Below are 12588 nucleotides of genomic sequence, written 5' to 3'. Positions count from 1 at the left end.
TTATATATCATGAAAACTCTTTATATTTTTTAACGATTGAATTATAGATTTTATCTAATTGAGCTATCATGTTTTTATTTACATTAGAACTTGTGACAAATCTAACCATATTTGATGTCCATGCAGTACTTAACACGTCATAATTTTTTAAAATATCCACGAGATTTTCGGCATTATTTGTCTTTAACATGACAATATTAGTTTCAACAGGATAGGCCAATTGGAAATATTTGGATGTTATTGAGGCTAAATACTTTGCATTGTCATGGTCTATTTTTAAGTTAATTTCATAATCTTTTAATTTATTCAAGGCAATCGCTGCCATCAATCCCGATTGGTGTAATGCACCGCCATACCATTTTCGATATTTTTTGGCTGTAGTGATATCTTTTTTCTTTCCGACAAGAAGGGAGCCAAAGGGCGCACCTATTCCTTTTGATAAGCAGATATTAAGCATATCTATATTTTCAACATATTTTTGTGGCGATATACCTATTGATATGCATGTGTTTAATACTCTAGCCCCATCGAGAAATAAAAACATATTATTTTCATTGCATAAATGCCTTAGCTTTTTTATTTCTTCAAGTGGAAAAATTATTCCGCCATAAGTGCTAATGCTGCTTTCGATTGATATTATTTTTGGCGTTGAATATAAATTCGACCATCTAGCCTTATAATTTATAGCATCAATAACATCTTCTGCACTAAGGATACCATTTTTAGTGCGAACATTATTAATAACGAGTCCATTTAACGCTGAGGTTTGTGATGACTCAAAAAAACAAATGTGATAGCCAACTTCCGTAATAACTTCATCTCCTGGATTAGAAAGGACTTTTAACCCTATTTGGTTACTCATTGTGCCTGACGGCATAAATATAGCGTCTTCTTTATTAAAGAGATTGGCGATATGATGCTCCAGTTTTTTTACGTAATAATCTTCATTATAACAATCATCTCCAATTTGGTTGTAATTAATACTATCTAAATCTTTGTATTTTAATTTTGTTAAAGTATCACTTCTTAGGTCTATCATGATTATTTCAACCCTTTATTATTTATTATAAAATGTTTTTTTAATTATATTATGTGTAGTCATATCTCATGTTTTTAAGTTTATATAATGGCTAAGCTGAGCGACTTTATAATTGTTATTTGTGAATATCAAGAAATTTGGTGATTGAATGATTTTGAGTGTGATTTAAATCATGTTAATTTTTTAAGCTCAGCATTTTTCTATTTGTTTCTGTTTTTATTATAGTTAATATTAAATTGTTGTTTTTTAATTTCTCAGATAATAAATTATTAGTTAACTATTAATTTGCTCATCAATATCTATAATTTTATGACTATAAGTTTATAATTAATACCATTGTATTTTATAGGCCTATTATCAGGCTACTCGTCAACATACGGGAAAGGCCCTCGGCATCTTTTCAGTGCAATCAAATTGTCTTAATTAATACGTAATATCCTATTTGTAAAAGTTACTTTGTGATATCGATTGATTAGTAAAAGTAAGATGTTTTGATGGATTAACCTTGATTTTTCAAAGGGAGCTCAGCCTATATGCAACATTTTAATTAAATTAATAAATAATACTTATTGATAATATAGTTTTGGTAATAACGAGCTATATAGTCTTCTGTAAATAATTAAAATTTCTCATTTTTCAGCCGATAAACTTAAATAATGTCATTTTATCTTACCAAAAGAGGAATTTTATGCAGAAACTTCGAGATTATTCGATTCGCTCCGTCATGCTCGTGTTGTTAGGAATCTTATGTTTAATATTAGCTGGAATGAGCCTATATAGCGGCTGGGCACTTAGCCGAATTGCCGATGGTAATAATATTGACCGTCAGTTAGTCAAACAAATGGCAGTATTAAGCCAAGGAAATGATCAGTATTTTCGTTTTGTTACACGATTGACTCGTGCGATGGAAACCAAAAATGCAGGAAAAGAGCCTGACTATGCTTTAGTTAAAGAAGCGATGGTCAATATGGGCACATATTTAGCTGAAATGAAGTCAATTTCTCCCGGCCCTATGGATAAAGCAATATCGGATAGTGTTATTAATACTTGGCAAGCGCTTTTAGATGAAGGGATCACGCCTCAATTAGCGCTCTCAATGGAAAATGATAATGATAAGTATATTTCCCATTCCCATAATGTAACTCCTGTATTAAGTCGTGCTTTTGGTGCTGCGATTCAACAATTTAATCAATCTGCTGATGATGTTATCGATCATACTCGTGGCACTGTTGATAATCTTATGGATATTACTCGTGTAGTGATTGTTGTTGCTGCAATTCTTGGGGTGTTAATTTTGATCTTTACAGATCGTTTTTTGGTTAGCATGTTACAGAAGCCATTGGATACCATTCGTCAATATTTTGCTCAAATAGCACAAGGGGATTTGAGCCAAACAATTAAGCCATTTGGCCGAAATTGTGCGGGCAGATTATTTCCATTATTAGATGAAATGCAGAATAATTTACGTGAAGCTGTTATGACGATCCGCCTTGGAAGTGAAAATATTTATCGAGGTGCTACAGAGATCTCCAATGGTAATAGCGATCTTTCTTCACGCACAGAGGAGCAGGCAGCGGCTTTAGAGGAAACCGCTGCGAGTATGGAACAAATTACTGCGACTGTGCAATTAAATATGGACAGTACTTATCAAGCAAATAAATTGGCCGCGGCTGCTTTTGTGACGGCAAATCAAGGTAATTCGCTTGTTGAGTCAGTTGTGGCAACTATGGACGAAATTGCACTGAGTGGCAGAAAAATTTCCGATATCATCAGCATGATCAACGATATTAGTTTTCAAACAAATATTTTGGCGCTGAATGCATCAATTGAAGCCGCGCGAGCCGGTGTACATGGGCGTGGGTTTATGGTGGTAGCAGCGGAAGTGCGTAAGCTTGCTAGCCATAGTGCAGATGCCGCAATGGAAATTGAACAATTGATCGCAAACTCAACATCTTGCGTTGAGAAGGGGACAAATTTGGTCAATGAAATGGGCGCAACAATGGAAAATATTTTACAAGATATTGATCAGGTTTCCGTTGTGATGAAGCGAATTACTGTCGCATCTGAGGAGCAAAGTAAAGGTATTGCACAGGTGGGGGTCGCCATCACTCAGATGGATAGTGTCACTCAGCAGAATGCTTCTTTAGTTGAGCAAGTCGCGACAGCGGCAAGTTCTTTAGAGCATCAGACCAAAGATCTACAGCAATCAGTACAGAAGTTTCATTTATCAGCAGATACCGTTGCATAGCGAAATCATGCTGTCTTAGCTATTTACTGCGTCTAGACTTTGGATTTGCAATTTAACATAATTAATTGCTAGCCAAAGCCTAGCCCCTTGTTATTCAAAAATATTAATATTGGAAAACTACCGTTTTTTTAAAATACATTTTGATAGGATGTTCTTTATAGATAATAGGTTCGAATGACATAGTTTAACTTACTGGCTGTGCCTAGCAATGCAAAGTTATCACCGACTTTAGTTCCAAGGCTTCCACTTAATCGATTTCCTTCCGAGTTCCACTCAGATAAAACCGTGCTTTTTGGGTTTTTCATGCTTCTGAGGTTTGATGTGATATTAATCACCCCTCCAGCAGTTCCTGAGCTGTAAAGCACACTACCGCCACCTGGAATGATTTCGATGCGTTCAAGTTGCTCGACAGGGAAGACATCATAATTTGTTGTATAAGGATGGTTAGATAGCGTCGTAATTGGCGCGCCATCTAAGAGAACTTGTAAATTGCGTTGTGCAGTTTCAGAACCTTGACCACGAATATCGATATCGCCTTGCCCTGTGGTATCGACACTAATTCCAGGTACCGATTTAAGGACATCTGAAAAATTAGAGAGTTAGGATATTTTAGATAGGGAAGGGTTGAGGATATGGTCACAAAAAAGCACTTCCTGAAAAACAGAAAGTGCTTCTAAAAACACTGCATTAATCGACTAGGATTAATTCATGCCGTATTTTTTCAATTTCTTACGCAGTGTACCGCGGTTGATACCCATCATTAGGGCAGCACGGGTCTGGTTTCCACGGGTATATTGCATAACCATGTCCAACAAAGGCTGTTCTACCTCAGCCAATACAAGCTCATATAAATCATTAACATCTTGATTATTTAATTGAGCAAAATAGTTCTTCAGTGCTTGCTTAACTGAGTCACGTAACGGTTTTTGAGTTACTTGATCTTGTGAATTTACAGTAGCAACAGTTAGTACGTCAGAATTTACGCGTTGTTCGAACATAGTTCAGTCAGCTCTTATCTTTTATTTACGCAAAAATTTTCAAAAAATGCTTCCAACACCTCCAGCTGTTCGCTGGCATCCTCAATGGCGTTGAATGAGCGCCTAAACTGGTCATCAGGTGCATGCTCTCGTAAGTACCAAGAAACATGTTTGCGCGCTATACGGGCTCCTTTGCCTTGACCGTAAAAGTCGTGCAATTCCTGTACATGCGCTAGCATTATGCGTTGTACCTCTGCCATTGGCATCGGTGGCAATATCTCACCTGTGTCCAGATAATGTTGGATTTCCCGAAAGATCCAAGGTCTTCCCTGAGCAGCTCTGCCTACCATCAAGGCATCAGCCCCTGTGTAGTCTAAGACAGCTCTGGCTTTTAGCGGGTCAGTAATGTCGCCATTGGCAATAACCGGAATGGTAACAGTCTGCTTAACTGCCCGAATATTGTCATACTCAGCTTCACCATTAAACAAGCAGGCTTTAGTTCTGCCGTGAATGGTAATAGCTTGAATACCACAATCTTCGGCCAATTTGGCAATTTCTATACAGTTTCGTTCTTCAGGCGACCAGCCTGTGCGAATTTTAAGTGTCACAGGCACATCTACTGCTTTGACCACGGTTTCTAGAATCGATTTAACGATATCTGGATAACGCAACAGTGCAGAGCCTGCAAGCTTTCGATTCACTTTTTTAGCTGGACAGCCCATATTGATATCAATGATTTGAGCACCACTCTCAATATTAATTTGAGCCGCGGCGGCCATTTCATCGGGATCATTGCCAGCTATTTGAACGGAACGAACCCCAAGTTCATCGCGATGAACCATTCTTAGTCTAGATTTGTCTGTCTTCCACACCTGAGGATTAGAAGAAAGCATTTCTGATACTGTCATTCCAGCACCCATGTCATAACAGAGCGACCTAAAAGGCTTATCTGTGATACCTGCCATGGGGGCAGCAATAAGACAGTTTCTCAACTGATATTGTCCGATACGCATAACTAAAATGGGGGCCATACTGTGACTGCAAGGGCGCGTATATTACGCATTTTTTACAAGATTTGAAAGGACAAACTTTGAGCAAACGGTCATTTATCACTAAAATTTTTATCTTGATTTTTTCAAGAAGGTTAAATTAGCTATATTTAACAATTGATTACAGTTAATTCATCACAATTTATTAAAATTACAGTTACTCGATTCAAATCTAGTGCAGAACAGATTATCGCCAGCTATTGAGCAATATTTGAGCTATAAGATAATCTATTCTGATTTGAATTTCAAAGAAATTATTCTTTAATCAGCATAATATTTCTATTAAAAATGCTTGACACCAGTGATGCGGCACCATTCATCTTTTTCTGCTATAGGGTCAATTTCAAAATCGGCACGATAAGCGTCGGCAACACCTTCGGCTTGTGTTGCAAGCACGCCTGAAAGTCCGAGTAAACCACCCGCACATGGCAATACGCTAATCATAGGCGCGAGTTCGCGTAATGGGCCTGCAAGGATGTTAGCCACGACGACATCGGCTTGCAGCGCTTCTGGTTGGTCTTTGGCGAGATACAAAGATAAACGGTCTGATACATTATTACGCTGTGCATTATCACGGCTTGCTGTAATGGCTTGTGGATCAATGTCGATCCCGATGGCGTGGGCGGCACCTAGTTTTAGGGCTGCAATCGCGAGAATGCCAGATCCGCAGCCAAAATCGATAACAGTTTTACCTTCAAGATCAATCCCGTCTAACCATTCAAGGCATAAAGAGGTGGTTGGATGCGTTCCTGTACCAAAGGCTAAGCCTGGATCAAGCATTACATTAACTGCAGTTGGATCGGGTACTTCACGCCAACTTGGGCAGATCCATAAACGTTGACCAAAACGCATTGGATGAAAGTTATCCATCCATTCTCTTTCCCAGTCTTTATCTTCTATTTGTTCTATTTTATGGGGGAAGCCAGCAGCCAGAAGAGGGCTATTTTCTAATTGAGCAATAACTGTATTCATATCGGTTTCTGCGTCATATAAACCAATAACGTCAGTGTCTCCCCATAACCGAGTTTCCCCTGGCAGAGGTTCAAAGACAGGCACATCGTGGCTATCTTGGAAAGTGACAGAGACTGCGCCACTTTCGATAAGTTCGTCGCCTAGTGCTTCTGCTTGTTTAGCGTTTGAGTTAAGTTTTATTTGGATCCAAGGCATGTTTGTTCATTCTCTTGTTTAGTATGCTCGTCATACTTCGAGTTATAGTGTTGTTGGCTGCTCTCGGCTACTTGGGTTATACACTGGTGTATGTTCCGTTGGATTAGCTTCTTCGCCGCCTAACCACAATTTGAATTATTTAGAGCATTAAATTTTGTTTAGTATATTTGTCATACATCGATTTGTGACTTTGGTCATATACCGATCTTTTCAGAATGTATAGGTTGTTCATTTTTTGGCAATTGTACTGGATTCTTGCCAAAAAGATTACCAATGAAAAAGGCAAACAGGCTAAAAATAAGTGACGGTACAATGGCATGGAAGCCCATAATTTCGATTTTAAAACTGGCGAGTAGGGCATAGCTAACGCCACCGATAACCATGGCGCTGATGGCACCTGTTCCATTGGCCTTTTCCCAATATAGCCCTAAAACTAATGGCCAAAGAAAAACAGCTTCAAGCCCACCAAAAGCCAGCAAATTTAACCAAATGATCATTTGTGGCGGATTCCATGCTGCAACCAGTAATAACGCACCTAAAATGAGTGTGGAGAAACTCGAAATACGTGCTAATTTTTTCTCATTTTTTATTTGTTCTGGTACTGCATTGAGGTAAATATCTTTCACAATCGTGGCTGATGATTGCAATAGCTGAGCATTGATTGTCGACATGATAGCTGCCATAGGGGCTGCTAAGAAAATACCTGCTGCAAATGGCGGTAATACTTGAACCATCAGTGTTGGAATGACTTGGTCTGGTATCGTGAGGTCAGGCAAAATTGCGCGGCCTAATGCGCCAGCAAAGTGCATACCAAACATTAAAATTGCCATCACTATCGTACCTAGAATGATGCCTCGATGAACGGCTTTGCTGTCTTTATAAGAGATACAGCGCACTGCGGTGTGCGGCAGGCCAATTACCCCAAAGCAAACCAAAATCCAAAATGAGGCAAGGAATGGTCCACTGAGTATGTCATCAGCTCCTTGTGGAGTGACAAGTTTAGGGTCAATAGCTTGAATTTTATCGATAGCGGCTGGAAGTCCGCCTGCATGATAGATAACGGCAACAAGCAAAATAACCGTACCTAATAGCATCACAACACCTTGTAAGGCATCATTTAAGACGCTGGCACGGAAGCCACCGATAGAAGTATACAGTGCGATAGAAACCCCAAAAATCAATAAGCCGTAGGTATAGGGGATCCCTGCTGCGGTTTCTAATAATCGCGCGCCACCGATAAACTGAACCGTCATGGCACCAAAAAACGCGATTAACAAGCTGATACTGGCAAACCAAACGATAAAGCGACTCTGATAGCGGGCGTAAAGCATATCGTTAAGAGTAACGGCATTGTATCGACGCGCTAAAATAGCAAATTTCTTCCCAAGTACACCGAGGGACAGCCAAATAGCGGGTAATTGGATCATCGCGAGTAAAACCCAGCCTAGACCATATTTATACGCTGCGCCGGGGCCACCGATAAAGGAGCTTGCACTGATATAGGTTGCCGTGATCGTCATGGCGAGCACAAAACCACCCATAGAACGATTACCTAAGAAGTATTCGTTGAGAAACTCCCCTTTGGTACGCTTTCTATAAGCGTAAACAGACAGTAGAAATACAAGTGCAAGGTAGCCGATTAATGGCAGGAGAACTTCAGTCTGCATCATTCTCCTCCAGAGAAATGTCTTTAAAAATGAGTTTTACCATCATGATGCATAAGAGAATAAAAATGATAGGTAGAATCAGGCATGACCATTCGAACCACAACGGGAGTCCTGTGACGCCAATATTATTGCCTGGTAGATAGGCGCAGATGAGCCAGCCTATGAGATAGGCAATGGTAAGATAGAGCGCCCAGCGAGCTTCCTTGTTTGACTGAAGAAAACGTTTATCCATACGTTTTTCCTCCTCATTTCTAAAAAAATAATCAGGGATTGTACGATAATCTGGCGTGAGAGTGTAAAAAATCCTAAATATTCGCGAAGATCAAGACGATCTTTAATGAGGTTGAGGAATAAAACGGCAATAACGACTTATTTTATTTCGAGTACTTTTAAAATTAGTATGAGCGACATTGTCGCAATGCTGGTGGAAGCTAAGACAAGAAATAAGCTATTGTCTATTTTTAAACCAATATTGTGATAGTTTGGGTTTAAGTGTCTTTTTAGTGATATTAAAACAAAAAGTACTGCGCCTAGTACGGCTCCAGATAGCATCAACCATGAAGCCTCGATCAATCCTATACGTAAAAATAACAATATATTCAGTGCGAGTAGAAGCAAGGTACGGCTCCATGCCTGCTGTGTTCGTTCTGATTGCAGTCCAGAATCTCGCATAATGATCTCTATAGTAAAATGTATAAAACAGAAATAATGGCAGAGATAACAATGAACATAGCCACCAATATTAAAAAAGAGGTGTACTGCAATGGCTTGTCTTGACGCATAGCGATTTCGTTTTGCTTCCATCTACAGAGCGCCATGACAGCGGTTATCCCTCCGGCAAAGGCGAGTAAAAGCGTCAATGTAAATTTTACCCATCCTAACGATATATCGTGCAGCAACTGTTCTATCGCGATTGCTCCCGCTAAAAATGCAAGCGCAGTACGGATCCAGGCTAAAAAGGTTCTCTCATTAGCTAATGAAAATCGGTAATCCGGTGTTTTTCCAATATTTTTCCAGTTCTTTTTTTCTATATTCATATGGGGTCCGTAGTTTTTGGCTCATCTCTTGAAATTAATATTGAGAAGGAAATCACAAAACAATGACGACAGTGTGGGCTTTATTGGTCTGATGATATATTAATCTAAATGTTATAACAATATAACAATCGATCTTACTTAAACATGCCGCAAGAGAGGCTCTATGGATCTCGATACAATATCAAAAAAAATTATTCAGTTATCAGGCGGTTCTGAAAACTTCGTCCATGTCACTAACTGTATGACTCGCGTTAGAATGACATTAAAAGATGAAAGTCAGGCTGACGTTGCTGGCTTAAAAGCATTGCCCGGGGTACTCGGTGTTATTAGTGATGAAACATTACAAGTCATTGTAGGACCAGGAAAATGTAATAATATTGCTGATGCTATTAATCAGCAATTAGCAAAGGGTGAACAACTTGAATCAGAAACACTTAGCTCAGATAGTGAAAATGGGGTCATTCAAAAAGCTGAAATTGCTCGAAATAAAGCGAAGAAAAAAACGCCAGTAAAAGCTATTTTGCGTGTGATTGCGAATATATTCATTCCGCTATTGCCCGGTTTAATTGCAGCCGGAACATTAATGGGTATCAATAATATTATTGTGAACTCTGCTAGTGCGGAGGCGCTAAGTCAGGGGATACAGGCAACGGCTAATTTATCAGCGGCTCAAGTTATTTTGCAACAAAAAGGCTTGCTGGAAATTAGTACAATAATGGGCATTATCGCGAGTGGCTTATTTAGTTTGCTGGCGGTATTCACGGGTATTTTTGCAGCGAAAGAGTTTAAAGGAACCGAAATCCTTGGTGGGATTATCGGCGCTATAACTATCGCACCTCAAGTTGCAGTCATTGGATTAACGCCGGGGCAGGGTGGCTTGATCGGGGTTATTTTTGCTGTGTGGATATGTTGTTGGCTAGAACGTCGATTACGTCGATTTATTCCAAGTATGATAGATGTTATTGCGACACCTACAATAACTATTATTATTATGACGGGATTATTGCTTTTTGGCATCATGCCTGTTGCAGGTATTGTGTCCAATGTCATTTTAGGATCGTTATCAGGAGTACTGGAACATGGCGGCTTAGCGGCCGGTTTCTTACTTTCATCATTATTCCCTTTCCTGATTTCATTGGGGTTACATCAAGGGTTAATCCCAATTCATCTCGAGCTAATTCAAGCTACAGGTCATTCTCAGTTATTTGCCATTCAGATCATGAGTAATTCAGGCATGGTTGGAGCGGCTATAGCGGTACTTTTATTAACCAAAGACCCCGTGATGAAACGTGTCGCAAAAGGTGCAATACCGACCAGTATTTTAGCCGTCGGAGAGCCAACTATTTTTGGTGTCAATATCCCTGCTGGGTTTGCCTTTATTACAGGATCAATTGGCGCAGGTTTTGGTGGAATGATGATAGTGCTACTCGATGTCACGGCTAATGGAGTCGGTGCAGCTGGTCTCTCCGCTTTGCCGTTGATTGCTGATGGCAAATATCTTGAATATATCCTGAGTTGGTTGGTTGGGTGCAGTATTGCGTTTTTGCTCACTTACTTTGTTGGGCGCATCAGAAAGTATGAATAAGAAAAGGAATTGATGATGAAAGCTGTGATGTTAATGTTTGACTCGTTGAATAAACATATGTTGTCTGCCTATGGTTGCCAGTCAACGATAACACCTAATTTTGAGCGGTTAAGAAAGCGCTCTCTTAAATTTGATAATTTCTATGTGGGTAGTATGCCATGCATGCCTGCGAGAAGAGAATTACATACAGGGCGATATAATTTCCTACATCGTAGTTGGGGACCTATTGAACCGTTTGATGAATCAATGCCTGAAATTTTAAAAAAACAAGGTATTCATACACATTTAGTCACCGACCATAAGCATTATTGGCGAGATGGTGGGGCAACTTATCACTCACGTTTTTCAACCTATGAATTTATTCGTGGGCAGGAAGGCGATAATTGGAAGGGGGTAGTCAATAAACCTATTGTTCATTATGAATCTGGTGAGACTGAAGAAAATAAGCAACGCAAAATAGCGAGCCGTACACAGCACTTGATTAATCAGCAATATATGCAAGATGAAAAAGATCATCCGTTAGTGAAAACGATTAATCATGGTATTGAATTTATAGAAACAAATCAGGATGCTGATAATTGGTTTTTACAACTTGAATGTTTTGATCCACATGAGCCGTTTTATGTGCCTGAAAAATATTTGCAAATGTATGGATTATCAAATCAAGATTTTGACGGATGGCCTCCTTATTACTTAGTGACCGAAGATGAATCACGACAGAAAGTGATCCGCGGCTTTTATCAAGCACTTGTCACTATGGTAGATGAGTATGTCGGCCAAGTATTAGATGTCTTTGATAAATATAATCTTTGGCAAGATACCATGTTGATTGTTAATACGGATCATGGCTTTTTGCTTGGTGAACATGAGTGGTGGGGGAAAAATATTATGCCCCTTTATAATGAAATCGCGAATACGCCATTTTTTATATACCATCCAGAAATTACTTCGGTGAATGAGTCTAGGAAAATGTTAGCTCAATCCATTGATATTCCAGCGACATTATTAGATTATTTTAATGCACCAATACCGCCAAACATGCAGGGTAAAAGTTTAATCTCAGGACTAGAAAATGACTCTCCGATTCGTGAATATGCTCTATTTGGCTATCATGGTTGCCAAATTAATATCACTGATGGTGAGTTTGTATATATGCGTTCGCCAGTTGTACAGGGGACGGAAGGCCTCAATGATTACACATTGATGCCGACGCGCATTAATCGACGCTTTACGCCAAAAGAGCTACAAGGAACTCAATTACATGAAGGGTTTGATTTCACACAAGGCTGCGCAGTGCTTAAAATTCCCGCAACGAGTGTGATGACAACTGATTCCGATCGCTTTGGTCACCGTTTATATAACGTGAAACTTGATCCTCAGCAGATATCACCGATTGTAGAATTTGAAACCGAATGTCGCTTATTAGAGAACATTCGTTTGATGATGATAGCGAATGATGCGCCATTAGAGTTATTTGCACGATATGGGTTATCTAAGAACGATGCGGTTAGCATGGAACAAATAGCGCTTGAACACCAATATATTGGCGCAGCAGCAACAGCGCTTGATAGCTATGAGTTAGCGCAAGATGTGAAGTATGGGGTGATATCCTTATTACAATATATCGACACCCGAAAACTGGGGGACATTAGAGAGAAGCTACTAAATCAATTAAATAAGTCTCTGAGCCAAGAGCAGTTAATTGCTTTCATTATTGATAATTTCCCTACAGAAAACCATAATGAGCTAATGTACCGGGTAGCTCTGGAAATGAGATTGAAATAATAATGAGCTATTACCCGGTTGGCTTAAACTGGGT

Annotated in this window: 11 protein-coding genes and 1 pseudogene; 3 read left to right on the top strand and 9 right to left on the bottom strand. The window is 39.4% G+C overall.

Translation table 11 applies throughout. From position 1 onward, the window contains the following. Nucleotides 1-7: 7 nt before the first annotated feature. Nucleotides 8-1039: a threonine aldolase family protein gene (locus ACTH6U_RS18305; protein ID WP_441832844.1), complete on the bottom strand. Its 1032-nt coding sequence runs from the start codon at nt 1037-1039 to the stop codon at nt 8-10. 688 nt (nt 1040-1727) lie between these two features. Between ACTH6U_RS18305 and ACTH6U_RS18300 the strand changes: the two genes are divergently transcribed. Further along, complete coding sequence (locus ACTH6U_RS18300; protein WP_434719872.1) at nt 1728-3287, top strand: methyl-accepting chemotaxis protein; 1560 nt, start codon at nt 1728-1730, stop codon at nt 3285-3287. Nucleotides 3288-3442: 155 nt separating this feature from the next. Here the strand turns inward: ACTH6U_RS18300 and ACTH6U_RS18295 are convergent. The 8 genes and pseudogenes from ACTH6U_RS18295 to ACTH6U_RS18260 all read right to left on the bottom strand — a co-directional run. Beyond that, nucleotides 3443-3871 (bottom strand): annotated as a pseudogene (locus tag ACTH6U_RS18295) (TonB-dependent receptor plug domain-containing protein); the annotation flags it as partial. A 117-nt stretch (nt 3872-3988) separates the two neighbouring features. Beyond that, complete coding sequence (fis, locus tag ACTH6U_RS18290; RefSeq protein ID WP_004258438.1) at nt 3989-4285, bottom strand: DNA-binding transcriptional regulator Fis; 297 nt, start codon at nt 4283-4285, stop codon at nt 3989-3991. 14 nt (nt 4286-4299) lie between these two features. Next, entirely contained in the window at nt 4300-5277 is a 978-nt protein-coding gene (gene dusB / locus ACTH6U_RS18285) for a tRNA dihydrouridine synthase DusB (RefSeq protein WP_294106952.1), read from the bottom strand. A 318-nt stretch (nt 5278-5595) separates the two neighbouring features. Further along, the gene (gene prmA / locus ACTH6U_RS18280; protein WP_434719875.1) at nt 5596-6480 is read right to left on the bottom strand and encodes a 50S ribosomal protein L11 methyltransferase; all 885 of its coding nucleotides are present in this window, start codon (nt 6478-6480) and stop codon (nt 5596-5598) included. A gap of 194 nt (nt 6481-6674) precedes the next feature. Beyond that, entirely contained in the window at nt 6675-8147 is a 1473-nt protein-coding gene (gene panF / locus ACTH6U_RS18275; RefSeq protein WP_434719992.1) for a sodium/pantothenate symporter, read from the bottom strand. After that, nucleotides 8137-8379, bottom strand: a complete 243-nt coding sequence (locus ACTH6U_RS18270; RefSeq protein WP_336430179.1) for a DUF997 family protein — start codon at nt 8377-8379, stop codon at nt 8137-8139. Before ACTH6U_RS18270 ends, panF begins: the two co-directional genes overlap by 11 nt. A 137-nt stretch (nt 8380-8516) precedes the next feature. Next, entirely contained in the window at nt 8517-8819 is a 303-nt protein-coding gene (locus ACTH6U_RS18265; protein WP_441832843.1) for a DUF202 domain-containing protein, read from the bottom strand. 8 nt (nt 8820-8827) lie between these two features. Then, nucleotides 8828-9184, bottom strand: coding sequence for a YidH family protein (locus ACTH6U_RS18260; RefSeq protein WP_294106435.1), 357 nt, complete (start codon nt 9182-9184; stop codon nt 8828-8830). Between the two features lie 163 nt (nt 9185-9347). Here ACTH6U_RS18260 and ACTH6U_RS18255 point away from each other — a divergent pair, with 163 nt between their 5' ends. Together ACTH6U_RS18255 and ACTH6U_RS18250 are read left to right on the top strand one after the other, a co-directional pair. After that, the gene (locus ACTH6U_RS18255; RefSeq protein WP_441832842.1) at nt 9348-10769 is read left to right on the top strand and encodes a PTS transporter subunit EIIC; all 1422 of its coding nucleotides are present in this window, start codon (nt 9348-9350) and stop codon (nt 10767-10769) included. Nucleotides 10770-10784: 15 nt separating this feature from the next. Further along, nucleotides 10785-12554: a sulfatase gene (locus ACTH6U_RS18250; RefSeq protein WP_441832855.1), complete on the top strand. Its 1770-nt coding sequence runs from the start codon at nt 10785-10787 to the stop codon at nt 12552-12554. The last annotated feature ends 34 nt before the right edge of the window (nt 12555-12588 follow it).

Source organism: Providencia sp., assembly GCF_052096715.1.
Taxonomy (GTDB): domain Bacteria; phylum Pseudomonadota; class Gammaproteobacteria; order Enterobacterales; family Enterobacteriaceae; genus Providencia.
The sequence above is the reverse complement of the archived record's forward strand: the minus strand, read 5'-3'. Positions and strand labels throughout refer to the sequence as shown.